The sequence below is a fragment of the Pseudoalteromonas sp. NZS71 genome, assembly GCF_015864715.1.
In the GTDB taxonomy this organism is placed as follows: Bacteria; Pseudomonadota; Gammaproteobacteria; order Enterobacterales; family Alteromonadaceae; genus Pseudoalteromonas; species Pseudoalteromonas arctica.
The window spans coordinates 61991-81729 of the sequence record NZ_JADYWS010000014.1 but is presented as its reverse complement, the minus strand read 5'-3'; the positions used below and the strand labels follow the sequence as shown (position 1 = coordinate 81729).

The 19739-nt window shown below is 39.6% G+C and carries 18 protein-coding genes; 6 read left to right on the top strand and 12 right to left on the bottom strand.

Translation table 11 applies throughout. The features are described 5' to 3' along the window. Nucleotides 1-235: 235 nt before the first annotated feature. From astE to seqA, 3 genes are all read right to left on the bottom strand, one after another. Complete coding sequence (gene astE / locus I6E85_RS10985; RefSeq protein WP_024589206.1) at nucleotides 236-1288, bottom strand: succinylglutamate desuccinylase; 1053 nt, start codon at nucleotides 1286-1288, stop codon at nucleotides 236-238. Nucleotides 1289-1409: 121 nt separating this feature from the next. Beyond that, the gene (gene pgm / locus I6E85_RS10980) at nucleotides 1410-3047 is read right to left on the bottom strand and encodes a phosphoglucomutase (alpha-D-glucose-1,6-bisphosphate-dependent) (protein ID WP_101163771.1); all 1638 of its coding nucleotides are present in this window, start codon (nucleotides 3045-3047) and stop codon (nucleotides 1410-1412) included. 9 nt (nucleotides 3048-3056) lie between these two features. Continuing rightward, complete coding sequence (gene seqA, locus I6E85_RS10975; protein ID WP_024589204.1) at nucleotides 3057-3653, bottom strand: replication initiation negative regulator SeqA; 597 nt, start codon at nucleotides 3651-3653, stop codon at nucleotides 3057-3059. 220 nt (nucleotides 3654-3873) lie between these two features. Here seqA and I6E85_RS10970 point away from each other — a divergent pair, with 220 nt between their 5' ends. From I6E85_RS10970 to fur, 5 genes are all read left to right on the top strand, one after another. Further along, nucleotides 3874-4641, top strand: a complete 768-nt coding sequence (locus tag I6E85_RS10970; protein ID WP_007586854.1) for an alpha/beta fold hydrolase — start codon at nucleotides 3874-3876, stop codon at nucleotides 4639-4641. 95 nt (nucleotides 4642-4736) lie between these two features. Further along, nucleotides 4737-4958, top strand: a complete 222-nt coding sequence (locus I6E85_RS10965) for a DUF2788 domain-containing protein (protein WP_002962930.1) — start codon at nucleotides 4737-4739, stop codon at nucleotides 4956-4958. 2 nt (nucleotides 4959-4960) lie between these two features. Further along, nucleotides 4961-5239 carry a LexA regulated protein gene (gene ybfE, locus I6E85_RS10960; protein ID WP_002962928.1) on the top strand — a complete coding sequence of 93 codons (279 nt, stop codon included), beginning with the start codon at nucleotides 4961-4963 and terminating at the stop codon, nucleotides 5237-5239. Between the two features lie 14 nt (nucleotides 5240-5253). Continuing rightward, nucleotides 5254-5781, top strand: a complete 528-nt coding sequence (gene fldA, locus I6E85_RS10955) for a flavodoxin FldA (protein ID WP_007586856.1) — start codon at nucleotides 5254-5256, stop codon at nucleotides 5779-5781. A 186-nt stretch (nucleotides 5782-5967) separates the two neighbouring features. Continuing rightward, nucleotides 5968-6411 (top strand): ferric iron uptake transcriptional regulator, encoded by a 444-nt coding sequence (gene fur, locus I6E85_RS10950; protein ID WP_007586857.1) that lies wholly within the window; start codon nucleotides 5968-5970, stop codon nucleotides 6409-6411. 308 nt (nucleotides 6412-6719) lie between these two features. Here fur and glnS read toward each other — a convergent pair whose 3' ends face one another. Beyond that, nucleotides 6720-8378, bottom strand: coding sequence for a glutamine--tRNA ligase (gene glnS, locus I6E85_RS10945; protein ID WP_197236963.1), 1659 nt, complete (start codon nucleotides 8376-8378; stop codon nucleotides 6720-6722). 218 nt (nucleotides 8379-8596) lie between these two features. Between glnS and I6E85_RS10940 the strand changes: the two genes are divergently transcribed. Further along, the gene (locus tag I6E85_RS10940) at nucleotides 8597-9667 is read left to right on the top strand and encodes a DUF3083 family protein (protein WP_076924592.1); all 1071 of its coding nucleotides are present in this window, start codon (nucleotides 8597-8599) and stop codon (nucleotides 9665-9667) included. A gap of 59 nt (nucleotides 9668-9726) precedes the next feature. On the opposite strand, the gene sucD is transcribed toward I6E85_RS10940, so the two are convergent. From sucD to sdhC, 8 genes are all read right to left on the bottom strand, one after another. After that, the gene (gene sucD / locus I6E85_RS10935) at nucleotides 9727-10599 is read right to left on the bottom strand and encodes a succinate--CoA ligase subunit alpha (RefSeq protein ID WP_024599573.1); all 873 of its coding nucleotides are present in this window, start codon (nucleotides 10597-10599) and stop codon (nucleotides 9727-9729) included. Further along, nucleotides 10599-11765 carry an ADP-forming succinate--CoA ligase subunit beta gene (gene sucC, locus I6E85_RS10930; protein WP_024599574.1) on the bottom strand — a complete coding sequence of 389 codons (1167 nt, stop codon included), beginning with the start codon at nucleotides 11763-11765 and terminating at the stop codon, nucleotides 10599-10601. The genes sucD and sucC overlap by 1 nt, the downstream gene beginning before the upstream one ends. Before the next feature lie 177 nt (nucleotides 11766-11942). Then, nucleotides 11943-13460, bottom strand: a complete 1518-nt coding sequence (gene odhB / locus I6E85_RS10925; RefSeq protein ID WP_197236962.1) for a 2-oxoglutarate dehydrogenase complex dihydrolipoyllysine-residue succinyltransferase — start codon at nucleotides 13458-13460, stop codon at nucleotides 11943-11945. A 3-nt stretch (nucleotides 13461-13463) separates the two neighbouring features. After that, nucleotides 13464-16283, bottom strand: a complete 2820-nt coding sequence (sucA, locus tag I6E85_RS10920; RefSeq protein ID WP_024599576.1) for a 2-oxoglutarate dehydrogenase E1 component — start codon at nucleotides 16281-16283, stop codon at nucleotides 13464-13466. Nucleotides 16284-16378: 95 nt separating this feature from the next. Then, nucleotides 16379-17095: a succinate dehydrogenase iron-sulfur subunit gene (locus tag I6E85_RS10915; protein WP_007375751.1), complete on the bottom strand. Its 717-nt coding sequence runs from the start codon at nucleotides 17093-17095 to the stop codon at nucleotides 16379-16381. Nucleotides 17096-17105: 10 nt separating this feature from the next. Beyond that, nucleotides 17106-18878: a succinate dehydrogenase flavoprotein subunit gene (sdhA, locus tag I6E85_RS10910; RefSeq protein ID WP_197236961.1), complete on the bottom strand. Its 1773-nt coding sequence runs from the start codon at nucleotides 18876-18878 to the stop codon at nucleotides 17106-17108. Then, a complete protein-coding gene (gene sdhD, locus I6E85_RS10905; protein ID WP_007586873.1) occupies nucleotides 18879-19226 on the bottom strand; it encodes a succinate dehydrogenase, hydrophobic membrane anchor protein in 348 nt (115 codons plus the stop codon). Further along, nucleotides 19217-19594 carry a succinate dehydrogenase, cytochrome b556 subunit gene (gene sdhC, locus I6E85_RS10900; protein ID WP_076914908.1) on the bottom strand — a complete coding sequence of 126 codons (378 nt, stop codon included), beginning with the start codon at nucleotides 19592-19594 and terminating at the stop codon, nucleotides 19217-19219. The genes sdhD and sdhC overlap by 10 nt, the downstream gene beginning before the upstream one ends. Between the last annotated feature and the right edge of the window lie 145 nt (nucleotides 19595-19739).

Below are 19739 nucleotides of genomic sequence, written 5' to 3'. Positions count from 1 at the left end.
GTGCCCCTTTAAATTATTATTGTGGGTGATTGTTGCTGGTTAAACTTTGCAACATCTGCACTATCTTTAATTAAAGCTGCCAACACTTTACGTTAACGTAAAGTGTTATTCAACAGATCTGGGACGAAACAAAAGCAAATACTGGTTAAATAAGTGGCAAGTTAACGATACGGTTACTTTAATTAATAGTAATCATATAGTTAACTTCAAGCTATTAGTGGTCTGATGAGTTAAATTAGACGAAATTGCTATCAATATCCATTGGAATAACAGTAAGGAGTGCTCTTTGCCCTAATGCTACGCTCGCATTTGGAAAAATAATAGCCTCTCCTTCAACGTCAGCATAAATCGCTGTATCACCGTCGGTTGCAAGTAGTTCACCTTTCGCAAAGCCAGTAAAGTTCTCGGCATCGTCAGAAAAAGGAAAGCTAAAATCGTTCTGCGTTCTATTTATTGTGCGATGGACAGCAAACAATTCAAAATCGTTTGCATTAAATTCAGGATATTTAACTTCATTTTGACTAATTAATGCAGTTAAGGTTTGCTTTGTTTTTTCAAAGCGAGCCATATCGTTTTGACCAAATGGCTTAACTTGACCCAGCTCTACCGTAAAAGAATCAGCACCGTGTATAAATGACGAATAATAGCTAAATGTTGTTGCAGGAGATTTCATCATAAGCACAGTATTTACACCACAACTCAATAAGAATTGTAACTGCGACTTTTTCCATGGCTTACCATGTAAAAATGGATACACAGCAAATTTTTCGTTTTTAGAGCCTCTAATTGCAGTGTGTAAGTCGTAATGACATCGCGTACTGCCTTGCTCGCCACGTGTATAAAAATCGCTTACGTATTGCTCAAGCTTTGCAGCGCGGTTTCGCTCATTATTCATTGGTACACCTTCAACTGTATGGTGACCATTAAATAATCTATTTAAGTTTTCTTCTACAAAACGCAGGCCAATATTAATTGATTGTGGATTACCGTAAATAAACAAAGCGCGCTGCTTAAGTATCAGCTCGCCTTTTATAATTTGTTTAATAAGTGCATCACAAATTTCAATTGGCGCAGTTTCGTTACCGTGTACAGCGCTTGAATAAACTACATCTTTTGACGTTGTAACAGCAGGTTGAAACTCAATGACTCCGGTATCGTGTATATTTACAAGAGTCCCATTATCTAAAACAAACTCACCTGCATCTAAATGCCATTCGTTGTCACGACTAAGCGTTAAAAAATCGCCAGTTTGTTTTAATTCATTTAAGTAAGATGGATTGGCTGACATATAATAAGCCCTTTAAAAATAATGTGAGAGTAGACTCTTATGCATATATTTTTATAAATACACAAGGTATAGAAACGAAAACGGCTGAATAAATCAGCCGTTTTAAAATTATTAGATTAAGTTAGCTTATAACTGAATCTACAAGCTTTTTAGCTTCTTTTTCAAGTAACGCTAAATGCTCTTCACCTTTAAATGATTCAAGGTATATTTTATAAATATCTTCAGTACCTGATGGACGCGCTGCAAACCAGCCATTTTCAGTAACCACTTTTAAACCACCAATGGCGGCATCGTTACCTGGTGCATGAGTCAATTTTTGCAAAATAGGCTCGCCTGCAAGTGTATCTGCTTTAACATCAGAAGCACTCAATGCTTTTAAACGTGATTTTTGACCGCTTGTGGCTGGTGCATCTAGGCGTTTATAAATTGGAGAACCAAACTCTTGTTCTAATTCTTTATAAAGCGCTGATGGCGTTTTACCTGTCACAGCAAGTATTTCTGCAGCGAGTAGACCCATAATGAAGCCGTCTTTATCTGTACACCATACAGAGCCATCAAAACGTAAAAATGCAGCACCTGCGCTTTCTTCACCACCAAAGGCAAGCTTGCCTTTGCTTAAGCCTTCAACAAACCATTTAAAGCCTACTGGTACTTCTTTAACCTTACGGTTGTTACGAGCAGCTACTTTGTCGATCATAGAGCTAGAAACCAATGTTTTACCAATTTCTACGGTTTCATTCCAATCACGGTGTTTAAGTAAGTAATCGATTGCCACTGCTAAAAAGTGGTTTGGATTCATTAAACCATCTGGCGTTACAATACCGTGACGATCGTAGTCAGGGTCGTTACCAATAGACACATCAAAATCATCTTTTAGTGCAATAAGATTTGCCATTGAATAAGGCGATGAACAATCCATACGAATTTTGCCGTCTTTATCAAGTGGCATAAAAGCAAAACGTGGATCAACAACATCATTAACTACGGTTAAATCTAAATTATATTTTTTTGCAATGACTGGCCAAAAGTTGATGCCTGAACCACCTAGTGGATCGATACCTATTTTAATACCTGCATCGCTGATTGCTTTTAAATTAACGATATTTGCTAAGTCATCAATATAAGGAGTCATTAAATCTTCGTAGCGGATAAAGCCGGAACGCGATGCTTTAGCGAATGGAAATAACTCAACTTCAACTAAATCTTCTAATAAAAGTTGATTAGCTCTGTCTTCAATCCAATTAGTGACGTCGGTATCAGCTGGCCCGCCATTAGGTGGGTTGTATTTAAAGCCACCATCTTCAGGAGGGTTATGCGAAGGCGTAACAACAATCCCGTCTGCTAATTCATTTGGGTGTAGCTTATTGTGGCTCACTATGGCATGGCTGATAACTGGCGTTGGTGTAAAATCACCGTCCTCTTGCGTTATCACTTGCACTTCGTTAGCAACTAATACTTCAATAGCCGAGTTAAATGCGGCTTCACTCAATGCGTGTGTGTCTTTGCCTAAAAATAACGGACCAAATATGTCATTTTGTTTTCTGTAATCACAAATAGCCTGAGTAATCGCTAAAATGTGTGATTCGTTAAATTTAACATCGTAAGAACAACCACGGTGGCCTGAGGTACCAAAGGCAACACAATGCTCTGGATTTTGTTCAAGATCAGGTTCATTTAAGTAATACGCAGATACTAATTTAGGTACGTTAACCAGTGCCGATTGTGGAGCAGTTTTGCCTGCGCCTGAGTGAATAGCCATTATATTTCCTTACAGGTAATCGCGAATTTTTTCAGCTTGCTCTGCACTATATCCAAGGCAAAGAGCCACTTCATGAAGCATCATTTTTTTACGCGTTGTATTAGAATTAGTCATAACCCAATATTCACTATCGGTTATGTTTTTAGGATTCATACTACTACCGCTATTTACTAAAGCTTCTTTACTAGTAGCAAAGTAAACACGGTCACGCCCTTTTATGTCTAATACCGCAGAAAAATCAGTTTTATGTGTGCGGTAAAATGCACTTAAAATAAACAAAAAGCGTCCAACAACACCTTTTTGCATTGCCAGCTCTTCTTTATTTAATACATTAAAAACATTATCGCTTTTTTGCTTCACGGGTGCGTGAGCTACAGGCGTTTGTTTTTTTGAAGTCTCAGCAGCAGATGGCTCTGAGCTTTTTAATGTGGCGGTAGACGTAGTCGCAGTTTGATTATTTTGAGTTAGTTCTACGTTTGCGGTTTGAATTTTTTCGCCGCTCAGATTTAATAAACGACGTAAAATAGTGGATGCACTTTCACCAATACTTTGCGTATTGCTAGCAATATATTGATATAACTCGTCGTCTATGTCGATTTGTTTCATGTTCTTCCTGTCATTACGGGTCACATTTTTTTCTCCCGTGTGATTATACCCAAACCAATCAGAAATGCGAGTTACAACAAGCACTCCCGTAAACATATTAATATTTACCTCATTGTTGTTGATTTAACAAACAAAAGCCCAATTTAATAAATAGTCGCTGTATTTTTTGCTTTTTAGAGCAATGCTCGGCAAACTATGGCGAAATTTTCAGGAGGCGGGTATGCAGTTAAATTACAAGCAACAAGGGCAAGGTCCTAATGTTATTTTGATACATGGGCTTTTTGGATCATTAGAAAACCTAAATGTAATAGCAAAACCATTAAGTGAACACTTTACTGTTATTAACGTTGATTTACGTAACCACGGGCTTTCTCCTCATAGTGATGAAATGAACTACCCGGCAATGGCACAAGATATTGTTGAGTTATTAGCACATTTGAACATAGATAAAGCACATTTAGTTGGGCACTCTATGGGTGGTAAAGTGGCAATGGAATTAGCGCTTACACATCCTGAACTTGTAAATAAGCTTGTTGTACTTGATATAGCACCTGTTAGTTACCCTGCTCGGCACACAAAAATATTACAGGCATTAAAAGCGGTTTCAGCACAATCAATTGACGATAGAAAACAAGCTGATGCTCTAATGCAGCCTTACATAGAAGAACTGGGAGTTCGACAGTTTCTACTTAAAAGCCTCGCTAAAAATGAGGAAGGTCATTTTGCATGGCGATTTAACTTAAATGTGCTTGACGAAAAATATTCTACAATTACATCCAATGTTAATGAAAACAATTCTTGTTTATGCGATACTCTTTTCATTAAAGGTAATGATTCTGACTATATTTTACCCGAGCATCGTACTGCAATTAAAGCTCGCTTTAAAAATACTAAGGCTAAAATAATTCATGGCGCAGGCCATTGGCTTCATGCTCAAAAGCCACTTGCTGTAAATAAAGCGATAAACGACTTTTTAACTGCGGTTTAAAGCAATTTTAATCGCGTGTTTTTGATTTTGCGCACTAAATATATGAATAATTATATGCTATAGTACGCGCCGTTTAATTTAAAGGTTATACGTTGATGGTCAGTCAGTTAATTAACGAATTTGATACCCTAGGGTTGTATTTTGGCTTAGCCGGTATTTTCATATTCATCGGCATGGCAATTAAAGACGTACTAAAAAGTGGCAATGTGCCTAAGTTCGGACAATACATTGTCTGGGGCGTGCTCTTTTTAGGTTGTTCAGGCTTTATTGCTAAAGGTCTTATTCAAGTATTTTGGCAAGGCGCAGGTGTAGGTTAAGCATGGCGAAGTCAGAAACAGATAGAACTACACTCGATTTATTTGAATACGAAAAACGCCCAGGCAGACCTAAAACCAATCCCCTTTCACGGGATATGCAGTTAAAGGTAAATAAACGTAATCAAATAAAAAGAGATAAAGCACGTGGCTTAAAGCGTGTTGAATTTAAAGTTTCATCGCAGTTATATCAAGCATTGAGTGATATGGCAGATGCACAAAATATTAGCCGCAGTGCGCTGATTGAAACGATTTTACAAGAAAGATTGGCTATTGATACATAAAAGGTTTTAAATCCATGGCAAGTGTAGGCATTTTTTTCGGAAGTGACACAGGTAACACAGAACACGTAGCAAAAATGATCCAAAAAGAATTGGGTAAAAAGCTAGTGGCTGTTCATGATATTGCAAAAAGCTCTAAAGAAGAGATTGCTGAATTTGATTTGATCTTATTCGGTATCCCTACTTGGTACTACGGCGAAGCACAATGTGACTGGGATGACTTTTTTCCAGAACTTGAAGAAGTTGACTTTGAAGGTAAACTTGTTGCTATTTTTGGTTGTGGAGACCAAGAAGATTACGCTGAGTACTTTTTAGATGCGATGGGCATGATCAACGATATCGTTACTGAACGTGGCGCTATTGTTGTTGGTCATTGGCCGAGCGAAAGCTATGACTTTGAAGCATCTAAAGGCATGGCTGATGATAAGCATTTTGTAGGTTTGGGCATCGACGAAGACCGTCAACCAGAGCTTACAGAACAACGTGTTAAAGCATGGTCTGCTCAAGTATATGAAGAAATGTGTTTAAGTGAATTAGCTGACTAATTTACTGCATATATCGCTAACTGTTTAAATAATTATCAAACAGTTAGCGTTTTAAGCTTTAGTGGCAATATAAATCAATTGTTCTTTGCACTTAACGCTTAGGCACGTTATCCTGTTTGTTGCTAATGTGTCGTGTACATCTTTGCAAGATGTCTAGTATAACCAAATAAAATTGAGACAGATTTAATGACTGATCATAACTTGGAACTTAAAAAAGCCGGTTTAAAAGTAACTTTACCGCGTATTAAAATATTAGAGATTTTACAATCTCCAGATAACCAACACATCAGCGCTGAAGATGTTTACAAAATTCTTTTGGATTTAGGCGAAGAAATTGGTCTTGCAACTGTATACCGCGTACTTAACCAATTTGATGATGCGGGTATTGTAAGCCGTCATCACTTTGAAGGTGGAAAATCAGTATTTGAACTTTCTGGAAGCACACACCACGATCATTTAGTATGTTTGAAATGTGGCAAAGTGGTAGAGTTTGAAGATGAGATGATTGAACGTCGTCAACTTGAAATTTCTGAAGAAAATGGTATTACACTTACAAACCACTCTTTATATTTATACGGTGAGTGTAATGATAAAGCAGCGTGTAAAGAGTTTAGCGACGCTAACAGCTAATACCGCTTTTAAAAAGCAATAAAAAACCTGCTAAGTGCAGGTTTTTTTGTGTCTAAAATACGCTTGTAATAAACATACCCAGTAAAAACTGGGGATATTAAACCTGAACTCTGGTTAAGAGATTTACCAACGTATTGAATCATGGTGATATTTAAATTTATTTTCTCTAGCCAGAGATTTTAAGTGAAAACAAGGCGAATTCACGCGTCAATAGCTGGCCTATTGCAAGTAAATTCAACGCAGTTAGCGCTGAAAATAGCTGCTCGAGATAGATTTATTATCCAGAGTTCAGGTTTTTTAGATATTACTTACTGAGTTTTAGACCATGAATCGCGAAGACCGACTGTTTGGTTAAATACAACGTTCTCTGATTTAGAATCACGAGAGAAATAACCTGTACGCTCAAACTGAAAGCCCTGCTCTGCTTGTGAATTAGCAAGCGATGGCTCTAATTTAGCGTTTGATAAAACAACCAGTGACTCAGGATTTAATGTTGTTTCAAACTCATCAGCGGCTGCTGGATTTGGCACACTAAACAAACGATCGTATAAACGAACTTCTGCGGTAATAGACTCTGGTGCTGAAACCCAGTGAATAACACCTTTTACTTTACGTCCGTCACTTGGATTTTTACCAAGTGTTTCAGCATCGTAAGTACAGAAAATAGTTGTGATTTCGCCGTTTTCGCCTTTTTCAACACGCTGTGCTTTAATAACATAAGCACCACGTAAGCGTACTTCTTTATCAAGCACTAAACGTTTAAACTTGTTATTCGCTTCTTCTTTGAAGTCTTCTCGTTCTATATAGATTTCACGAGTAAATGGTACATCACGACGACCCATTTCTTCTTTATTTGGGTGATTAGCCACAGATAAAACTTCAACCTTGTCTGCATCGTAGTTTTCAATAACAACTTTAACAGGATCGAGTACGGCCATTGCACGCGGTGCATTTTCGTTTAAATCTTCACGGATACACGCTTCAAGCATGCCCATTTCAACCATATTCTCTTGCTTTGTTACACCAATGCGCAAACAAAACTCACGAATTGAGCCAGGTGTATAACCACGGCGACGTAGACCTGCAATTGTAGGCATACGTGGGTCATCCCACCCTTCTACATGGTTATTTACCACTAAATCACTTAGCTTGCGCTTAGACATAATTGTGTATTCAAGATTTAAACGTGAAAACTCAATTTGCTGTGGGTGACACTCTAAACTAATGTTATCAAGTACCCAGTCGTACAAACGACGGTTATCTTGAAACTCGAGTGTACATAACGAGTGTGTAATACCTTCAAGTGCATCAGAAATACAGTGCGTAAAGTCGTACATTGGGTAAATGCACCACTTGTCTGCTGTTTGATGATGATGAGCAAAACGTACACGGTAAATAATTGGATCGCGAAGCACCATAAATGAGCTTGCCATATCAATTTTTGCACGCAAGACACATTCGCCTTCTTTGAATTCGCCAGCACCCATTTTTTCAAATAACGCTAGGTTTTCTTCAACTGAAGTATCTCTGTATGGGCTGTTTTTGCCTGGCTCTTTTAATGTGCCACGATATTCACGTGCTTGATCTGCTGTTAAAAAACAAACGTACGCTAAACCTTTTTCAATTAACTCAACAGCGTAGCCATATAAAGTATCAAAATAATTAGAAGAATACTTTATATCACCATCCCAATTAAAACCTAACCACTGAACATCTTCTTTTATAGAATTAACGTAGTTAATATCTTCTTTTTCTGGGTTTGTATCGTCGAAACGTAGGTTACATAAACCGTTATAATCTTTTGCGATGCCAAAATTTAAACAAATTGATTTGGCATGACCAATATGCAAAAAACCATTTGGTTCAGGTGGGAAACGTGTATGCGTAGTGGCATGTTTTCCACTTGATAAGTCTTCATCAATTCGGGTTCTAATAAAGTTACTTGGGCGATTCTCAGTTTCCGCCATAGGAGTGCAGTCCTCTAAATATTACGTAATAACAAAACTAATGCATTATTACAAAAACATACACTAACATACAGCAATAGATTAAGGTTTATTTTAGATATTGCTTAACTTTAATTCAGCTTAACTCTTGTTTATGAATAAAATTTGTTTTAGCGCAATATTTAAGTCATCAAAGCCAATTATAGTAGCAAAATAACCTACTTTATAAGGATTCGAAGATGGCTACACTTAATCAACATCGTGTATATATTCCAACTAACGCACGCGCAAACCACTACCTTTTAGCAGAAATCACCCCTAATCAAGATTTTTACAAAAGCTTTAGTGATATAAATTGTTGCTATGAACGTATTGCGCGCCAACTGTTTGCTTCTTGCGATGAATATGAGCTTTATAATGTGCACTTATTAGCGAATGATAAACTGCCCGTTGTAAGGTTTAATGATGAGTCTTATCAGTTTGAGACAGATAAACAGATGCTCTTTTTTTATAACCCTTGCTATCATGAAGCGCATAAGATTTATTACACTGAAGGTACACCGAGTAAAAAAATACGTATTCTATTTTTAGCTACAGGCGATGATTTACGAGCCAACTCTGCAGAATTTCATAATAAAGTTCAAAAAGTCTTAAACACTCTACAAGAACAACTTTTAGTAAATCAATCCCAGTTTAAACTTCGCGATCATCAACACTTAACATATGACCTATTTGCTAAAGAAAAAGGCAATAAAGAAAGCTATGGTTACAAATTAAGAAGCCTTTTCCCTCGCTATCAGTCAAGACAATGCAGCATACCCAATGATTACGCAGAGATGACTTACGCGACTTTTACTATACCGGTTTCGCGCGCTATTAAAACGCAATTTCAAACACTAATGAACACAAATGACTATGCTAAATTTTATGACTACTTTGCCTACTCATTTATACGTGCGTGTCAAAATAACAACCTGAATCATGGCGCTATGGTTGCTAATGGCGCAACACCTATTATACGAAACAGTAAAATTGATAAAAGTGAAGGCAATGCAGAACTTCAAAAATTAAGTTTTGATATTGACTCTAATGAAAATCAGATTAAGTATTTTTATGAGGCAAATAAACTAGTAGAGACCCTACATTTTGTAGTGGTTGCTACACAACAGGATAAACATGAAATGGGGTACGGTCGATTTATGAACCAAGTGGAAAAAACAATTCATTCTCTGTGCAATGAGCTAGCCATAAATAAGCAGCGACAAGATTTATCTGTACGTTTTTTCCAGCATATTAGTTACCCGTTCTAAATTTTCAGCTAATAACAAAAAGGCCCGCATATGCGGGCCTTTTTAAAGGAAACAAGCGATTACCAGCCTGTTTTCTCTTTAAGTGCTTTACCGATATCAGCAAGTGAACGTACAGTTTTTACGCCCGCAGCTTCTAATGCAGCAAATTTCTCATCAGCAGTACCTTTACCACCGGCAATGATTGCGCCAGCGTGACCCATACGCTTACCTTCTGGTGCAGTAACACCAGCAATGTAAGATACTACAGGTTTAGTTACGTTTGCTTTGATGTACTCTGCAGCTTCTTCTTCTGCAGTACCACCAATTTCACCAATCATTACAATTGCTTCAGTCTGTGGATCTTTTTCGAACATTTCTAGAACGTCGATAAAGTTAGTACCTGGAATTGGATCACCACCAATACCAACACACGTAGACTGACCAAAACCAGCATCAGTAGTTTGCTTAACTGCTTCGTACGTTAAAGTACCAGAGCGAGAAACAATACCTACTTTACCAGGTTTGTGGATATGACCAGGCATAATACCAATCTTAGTCTCACCAGGAGTGATAACACCTGGACAGTTAGGACCGATCATACGAGTACCTGTTTGATCTAGTTTGATTTTAACATCAACCATATCAAGTGTAGGGATACCTTCAGTGATACAAACAATCAGCTCAATGCCAGCATCGATAGCTTCTAAGATTGCATCTTTACAGAAAGGAGCTGGTACATAAATAACTGAAGCTGTTGCGCCAGTTTCTTGAACAGCATCACGAACTGTGTTGAATACAGGAAGACCAAGGTGCGTTTGACCGCCTTTACCCGGGCTAACACCACCAACCATTTGTGTACCGTACTCAAGCGCTTGCTCTGAGTGGAAAGTACCTTGGCCACCAGTGAAACCTTGACAGATAACTTTTGTATCTTTATTGATTAATACAGACATTATTTGCCCTCCGCAGCAGCAACAACTTTCTCAGCAGCGTCTGTTAGTGATTCAGCAGCAATGATATCTAGACCAGAGTTCTTAAGAACTTCACGACCTAATTCAGCATTAGTACCTTCTAAACGTACAACAACTGGTACGGTTACGCCAACTTCTTTAACTGCACCAATGATGCCTTCAGCAATCATGTCACAACGTACAATACCGCCAAAGATGTTTACTAAAACAGCTTTAACATTGTCGTCAGAAAGAATGATTTTGAATGCTTCAGAAACACGTTCTTTAGTCGCGCCGCCGCCAACATCTAGGAAGTTAGCCGGTTTGCCGCCATGTAGGTTTACGATGTCCATAGTACCCATCGCTAGGCCTGCACCGTTAACCATACAACCAACATTGCCATCTAGAGCAACGTAGTTAAGTTCGAAGCTTGCTGCGTGTGCTTCACGTGCATCTTCTTGAGATGGATCGTGGAACTCACGGATTTTAGGTTGACGGTAAAGTGCATTACCATCGATACCGATTTTGCCGTCAAGACAGTGAAGATTACCTTCGTCTGTGATTACTAACGGGTTGATTTCAAGTAGTGCGAAATCAAAATCAGTGAACATTTTACCAAGACCCATAAAGATCTTAACAAACTGCTTCATTTGTACTGGGTTAAGACCCAATTTGAAGCCTAGCTCACGTGCTTGGAAAGCCTGTGGACCCACTAGTGGATCGATTTCAGCTTTGTGGATAAGCTCAGGTGTTTCTTCTGCAACAGTTTCAATTTCAACGCCGCCTTCAGTAGACGCCATGAAAACTACTTTGCGAGATGCACGGTCAACTACTGCACCTAGGTACAATTCGTTAGCAATGTCAGTACAGCTTTCAACTAAAATTTTAGCTACTGGCTGGCCTTTCTCGTCTGTTTGGTAAGTAACTAGGTTTTTACCCAACCAGTTAGCTGCAAACGCTTTTACTTCGTCGATAGTTTTAACTAGCTTTACACCGCCAGCTTTACCACGTCCACCTGCGTGAACCTGAGTTTTAACAACCCACATATCACCGCCGATTTTTTCAGCAGCTGCTGCAGCTTCTTCAGGTGTATCGCAAGCGAAACCTTGAGAAACTGGTAAACCATATTCGGCAAAAAGTTGTTTTGCCTGATACTCATGCAAATTCATGATGCTTTATCCAATTTTTTATACTAAAAGAGCTGAATATTTTTTCAAATAAACAACTATCCCAAATTGCGCACCTAGTATAGATCCCAAGGCTTAACATGAAAACCCCAGTAAGACCAAAGGCGCAAAAAAAAAGCTGTGAATGTTCATTCACAGCTTACATTTCATACAACTAGATTAAACATCTAGCAATAAGCGAGTTGGATCTTCAAGTAACTCTTTAATAGTCACTAAGAAACCAACAGATTCTTTACCATCAATAATGCGGTGGTCATAAGAAAGTGCTAAATACATCATAGGAAGTATTTCAACTTTACCATTTACAGCCATAGGACGGTCTTGGATTTTATGCATACCCAAAATCGAAGATTGTGGCAAGTTAATGATAGGTGTAGATAGTAATGAACCAAATACTCCACCGTTAGTAATAGTGAAGTTACCACCGGTCATATCAGCAAGCGTAAGCTTACCATCACGACCTTTAAGTGCTAGTTCACGAATACCTTTTTCGATTTCAGCAACAGATAGTTTGTCACAATCTTTAAGTACTGGAGTAACTAGACCACGTGGAGTAGATACTGCAATGCTAATATCAAAATAGTTATGATAAACAATATCGTCACCATCGATTGATGCGTTAACATCTGGGAAACGCTTAAGTGCTTCAGTTACCGCTTTCACGTAGAAAGACATGAAACCTAAACGAATACCATGACGCTTTTCAAACACTTCTTGGTACTGCTTACGAAGGCTCATGATTGGTTCCATGTTCACTTCGTTGAATGTTGTTAACATTGCAGTTGAGTTTTTAGCTTCAAGAAGACGTGTTGCAATCGTTTTACGTAAACGGGTCATTGGAACACGTTTTTGAGTACGATCGCCCATCGGTGCTGCTGGAGCAGAAGCTTCTGCTTTTTTAGCCGCTGGCGCTGGTGCTTTTAAGAAAGTATCAACGTCTTCTTTAGTTACACGACCATTTTTACCTGTGCCATTAATCTTAGAAGCGTCTAGGCCTTTCTCAGCGATTAAACGACGAACTGATGGTGTTAACACATCTGAACTTTCGCTTGAATCTGCTGCTGGCGCTGATTCTGCTTTTGCAGCTGGAGCAGCTGGTGCACCGCCTGCTTTAACCGAACCAATTACTTGCTCGCCTAATACAGTATCGCCTTCGCCGTGAATGATATCACCCATGATGCCATCTTCTTGAGCTACCACTTCAAGAACAACTTTATCTGTTTCAATATCTACCAAGTTTTGGTCGCGTGTTACCGCGTCACCTGGTTGTACATGCCATGTAGCAATTGTTGCGTCTGCAACTGATTCTGGAAGTACAGGTACTTTAATGTCCACTTCTTTACCTTCTGATGCTGGTGCTGATTGCGCCGCTGGCGCGTCTTCTGATTTAGCTGGTGCTGATTCTTCTTTAGTTGAACCTTCACTTGCTGGCGCTGCATCAGCATCACCAAGTAAACCCATAACTTGATCGCCAAGTACGGTTGCACCTTCTTCTTGTGATATTTCTGTAATTACACCGTCGTGCTGTGCAACCACTTCTAAAACCACTTTATCTGTTTCAATGTCTACTAAGTTTTGATCGCGAGTTACTTTGTCGCCAACACTTACATGCCATGTAGCAACGGTAGCATCTGCAACCGACTCAGGAAGAACAGGAACTTTAATTTCTGTGCTCATTGCTTATCCTTTATTTTCTATAGTAAGCGCGTCGGCTACGAGCGCTTGTTGTTCTTTAGTATGTACTGACATGTAACCACACGCTGGCGATGCAGAGGCTTTACGACCTGCATATTTTAATTTAGCACCTTGTGGGATTGCATCAATAAAGTGATGTTGTGAACAGTACCATGCACCTTGGTTTTGTGGCTCTTCTTGACACCAAACAAAATCAGTTACGTGTTGGTAACGCTCTATAATTGTTTGCATTTCATCGTGTGGGAACGGGTATAACTGTTCAACACGTACAATTGCAATATTATCTTGCTCAAGCTTACGACGTTCTTGTAATAGCTCGTAGTAAACTTTACCGCTACAAAATACAACACGCTCTACTTTCTCTGGCTTAATATCATCGATTTCGTCAATCATATTATGGAAAACACCGTGTGAAAGCTCTTCAAGTGATGAAGTAGCAAGCGGATGACGAAGTAGTGACTTAGGCGTCATAACAATCAACGGACGACGAAGTGGTCGAACTGATTGACGACGAAGCATAGCGTAAACTTGCGCTGGCGTTGAAGGAACACATACTTGCATATTGTGATCAGCACATAGTTGTAAGAAACGCTCTAGGCGTGCTGAACTATGCTCTGGACCTTGACCTTCGTAACCATGAGGTAACAATATTGTAAGACCACATAGACGGCCCCATTTTTGCTCACCAGAACTTAAAAATTGGTCAAATACTACTTGAGCGCCATTGGCAAAATCACCAAATTGAGCTTCCCAAAGTAGTAGTGAAGTTGGCTCCGCAGTTGCATAACCATATTCAAAGGCAACAACAGCTTCTTCAGAAAGAACAGAGTCAAATATTTGAAAAGTACCTTGGTCTTCACTCAAGTGTTGAAGTGGCGTATAAGTAGCACCGTCTGATTGGCTATGAACTACCGCATGACGGTGGAAAAAAGTACCACGTCCTGAATCCTGACCCGTTAAACGAATATCAGTACCTTCAGTTGCAATTGTTGCATAAGCAAGCGTTTCAGCCATACCCCAATCAAGTGGTTTCTCTCCAGAAGCCATTAGTTTACGGTCGTCATAGATCTTTTTAACGCGTGACTGTGCTTTATACTGCTCTGGGTAAGAAGCTATCTTCTCACCAAGAGCCTTAAGCTCTTCTAAAGGTACGCTAGCATCATACTCAACGTCCCATTCATGACCAACATACTTTGCCCAATCAGAAGAATGTGAAGTCTCTGGCTGTATTTCAGAAACAACACAGTTACCTTCATCTAATGCATCACGATATTCATCAGCTAGCGCTTTAATTTCTTGTTCAGAGAAAGAACCTTCAGCAATAAGTTGATCTGCATAGATTAAACGCGGCACTGGATGTTTTTTGATTTTTTGGTACATAACAGGCTGAGTTGCATTAGGCTCATCAGCTTCATTGTGACCATGGCGACGATAACAAACTAAATCGATTACTACATCACGCTTAAACTGATTTCTAAAATCAAGTGCAATTTGAGTAACAAATGCAACTGCTTCAGGATCATCTGAATTAACATGGAAGATAGGAGACTGGACCATTTTAGCAATGTCAGTACAGTATGGCGTTGAACGAACGTCATCTTGCTTCGAGGTTGTGAAACCTACTTGGTTGTTAACAACAATACGAATACTACCACCACAACTAAACGCGTTAGTTTGTGACATATTAAACGTTTCTTGTACAACACCTTGACCAGCAATCGCAGAGTCACCATGGATCGTAATTGGTAATGCTTTAATACCAGAGCTGTCACCTAAGCGATCAAGACGAGCACGCACAGAGCCCATAACTACTGGATTAACAATTTCAAGATGTGATGGGTTAAAAGCAAGCGCCATATGTACATTGCCACCTTTGGTAGCAAAATCAGACGAGTAACCCATATGATACTTAACATCACCAGAACTTAATGTTTCTTTGTGAATACCAGCAAATTCATCAAATAACTCTGATGGGTTTTTACCAAGTACGTTCACAAGAACATTTAAACGACCGCGGTGAGCCATACCAATAACAGCTTCTTGTTGGCCGCTTTCACCAGCACGGTGAATAAGCTCTTTAAGCATTGGAACTAACGCATCACCACCTTCAAGTGAAAAACGTTTAGCACCTGGAAACTTTGAGCCTAAATATTTTTCAAGACCGTCAGCTGCTGTGAGCCCTTTCAGGATACGAAGCTTTTCATCTTTTGAGAATTTAGGTCTAGACTGGACAGATTCTAGACGTTGTTGTAACCAACGTTTTTCCTCTGTTGATGTGATGTGCATATACTCAGCGCCAACCGAACCACAATAAGTAGTTTTCAGAGCTTGGTATAATTCACCTAAAGGCATAGTATCGCGCCCAACGGCAAACGATCCTACGTTAAACTCGCGGTCAAAATCACTTGAAGATAAGTCGTGGTACTCTAGCTCTAAATCTCGTACACGTTCTCGCTGCCAAATGCCTAATGGATCTAGGTTTGCATTTTGGTGTCCTCGAAAACGGAAAGCATTAATAAGTTGTAGAACTTTAACCTGTTTAAGGTCACCGCCACTACCCTCTGCTACCACTACTTCTCTATGCTTGTTTTTAGCAAGCTGTGCAAACTGTGCTCGAACCTCTGAATGTTTTACTTCAACATCCACACCATCAACTTTAGGTAATTGTTCAAACACTTCTCGCCATTCGTCTGGCACAGAAGTCGCATCGTCTAAATACGCTTCATAAAGCTCTTCTACATAAGCAACGTTGCCGCCGTTTAAATGTGAAGATTCTAGCCATGCCTTCATCACACCTTCGTGCATTTATAAGCCCTTTTTTTTAGCGCAGAAATTAATAGTTATTATAACAAGATGGCTAATATAATTTTAATATTAGCCATCTTACCTTTACTAAGCTATCAAACCGCTCGGTTTAGTAACATAGATTTGATTTGTCCAATTGCTTTGGTCGGATTAAGACCCTTAGGACAAACGCTAACACAGTTCATGATACTGTGACAACGGAACACACTGAACGCATCGTCTAAATCCGCTAAACGTTCTTCAGTTGCTGTATCTCGGCTATCAGCCAAGAAACGGTAAGCATGAAGAAGGCCTGCTGGACCAATGAACTTGTCTGGATTCCACCAGAACGAAGGACACGATGTTGAACAACATGCACACAAAATACACTCATATAACCCGTCTAATTTATCACGTTCTTCAATAGTTTGAAGACGTTCGCCTGCTGCAGGCTGATCATTAATTAAATAAGGTTTAACTTTTTCGTACTGAGTGTAGAACTGACTCATGTCAATAACAAGGTCACGAACCACAGGTAAACCTGGTAGTGGACGTACTACTATTTTACCTTTGCCATTTTTTTGTAGCGTAGATAAAGGAGTAATACATGCTAAACCATTTTTACCATTCATGTTAACACCATCAGATCCACACACACCTTCACGGCATGAACGACGGAAAGATAATGTAGGATCTTGTTCTTTTAGAAGAATAAGTGCATCCAACACCATCATGTCGTGACCTTCCTCTGTTTGCAAGGTGTATTCTTGCATACGAGGAGCGTTGTCAACATCTGGATTATAACGATAAACTGAAAATTGTACTTGTGCCATCGTCTATCTCCTAGTAAACACGTGCTTTAGGTGGGAAAGCTTCACGCGTTTTAGGCGCATAGTTTACATCACGCTTGCTCATTTCATCCGTTACAGGATTGAATACTGAGTGACATAACCAGTTTTCGTCATCACGATCTGGGAAGTCAAAGCGAGAATGTGCACCACGGCTTTCTGTACGGAAGTTTGCAGCTACTGCAGTTGAGTAAGCTGTTTCCATTAAGTTGTCTAGTTCAAGACATTCGATGCGCTGCGTGTTGAAGTCTGATGATTTATCATCAAGACGAGCATGTTGCAGACGTTCGCGAATTTCTTTAAGTTCTTGAAGACCAGATGCCATTGAGTCACCTTCACGGAATACCGAGAAGTTAAGCTGCATACATTGTTGTAGGTCTTTTTTGATTTGAACTGGATCTTCACCTTGGCCAGCCGTTGAATTTTCCCAACGATTGTAACGTGCAAGAGACGCTTCTAAATCTGATTCTGAAGCAGCTTTAGATATTTCAACGTCATTCAGGTACTTACCTAAGAAGTTACCCGCAGCACGACCAAACACAACTAAATCTAGTAATGAGTTACCACCTAAGCGGTTTGCACCATGTACAGATACACAGGCAATCTCACCTACTGCAAATAAACCTTGAACTACTGTTTCGTTGCCTTGAGCATCGATTTGTAGCGCTTGTCCATTTACATTAGTAGGAACACCACCCATCATATAATGACAAGTTGGAATTACTGGAATCGGCTCTTTTGCAGGGTCAACGTGAGCAAATGTTTTAGCAAGGTCACATACGCCAGGAAGACGTAAGTTAAGTGTTTCTTCACCTAAGTGGTCAAGTTTTAACTTAAGATGTGGACCCCAAGGACCATCACAGCCACGACCTTCACGGATTTCAGTCATCATTGAACGTGCAACAACGTCGCGAGACGCTAAGTCTTTTGCGTTTGGAGCGTAACGTTCCATGAAGCGCTCGCCATCTTTATTTAAAAGATAACCGCCTTCACCACGACAACCTTCAGTTACTAGCGTACCAGCACCTGCGATACCCGTTGGGTGGAACTGCCACATTTCCATGTCTTGCATAGAAATACCAGCACGTGTTGCCATACCAACACCGTCACCAGTGTTAATGTGAGCATTAGTGGTTGATGCGAATATACGACCTGCACCACCAGTAGCTAATACAACAGCTTTAGATTTGAAAAAGGTAACTTCACCTGTCTCAATCTCAATTGCAGTACACCCTACTACATCACCATTATCGTTTTTAACTAAATCAAGTGCATACCATTCAGAGAATACATTTGTTTTGTTTTTAACGTTTTGTTGATAAAGAAGGTGTAATAAAGCATGGCCCGTACGGTCAGCAGCTGCTGCAGTACGTGCGGCTTGTTCACCACCAAAGTTTTTCGATTGACCACCGAAAGGACGTTGGTAAACACGGCCATTTTCAAAACGAGAAAATGGTAAACCCATGTTTTCTAATTCAGTAATAGCTTCTGGGCCAGTTTGACACATGTATTCGATAGCGTCTTGGTCACCGATGAAATCGGAACCTTTAACGGTATCGTACATATGCCATTCCCAGTTATCTTCGTGTGAATTACCAAGCGCAACCGTAATACCGCCTTGAGCAGATACAGTGTGTGAGCGCGTTGGAAATACTTTAGATATTAATGCACACGTTTTGCCAGATTCTGTAATTGCTAAAGCAGCGCGCATACCTGCACCACCTGCACCAATTACTACGGCGTCAAATTCACGAACAGAATATTTCACTTAAACACCCCATAATACGATTAGACCAATAGCTACGTAAGCAACGGCCATTAGGTTTAATACAAAACCTAAAACTGCACGAAGCTTTGCGCACTTAACATAGTCTGTAAGAACTTGCCAAAGGCCAATGCGGGTATGAACCATAATGCAAACAAGGGTAATTAACGTAAACCCTTTCATTGCTAGGTTAGAGAAGAGGCCTGTCCAGGCTTCGAAAGTGACTTCTGGCGTCGCTAAAAAATAGCCTATAATAAAAATCGCGTAAGCGCTGATTATTAATGCCGTGGTACGTAAAGATACGAAATCTTGTACACCATCACGTTTTAGAGTTGCTTGATTTAAAACCATATCCACACCCCTGCCAATACGGCAAACACAACACCAAGAGCCATTGAAACTTTAGCGCTGAGGTTACCTGATTCAAGTTCTTCCCAATGTCCCATATCCATAATCATATGACGGATACCACCAATAAGGTGATAACCTAATACAGAAACAGTGCCCCAAGCTATAAATTTGGCAATGAATCCGTTAAACAGACCCTTGACGAATTCAAAACTTTCAGCTGAAGAGAGAGACTCAGACCAAGCCCAAATGACAAACGTTAAAGCAAAAAATAATGCAACACCGGTGACGCGGTGAAAAATTGAAGCTTTAGCCGTTGCCGGCATAGATATAGTTGTTAGATCTAGATTTACAGGTCTTTGCTTTTTCACAGTTACTTGCCCATCTTTGCTCACAGTGGAGCTCATCTACTTGTTTTTCTAAAAACCCACCAAATATTACTGATGGAACTATCAAAATAAACGTACCAAAACAATTAAAGTTCACAAAGCTGTAAATTTTAAGCTGTTAAGAATA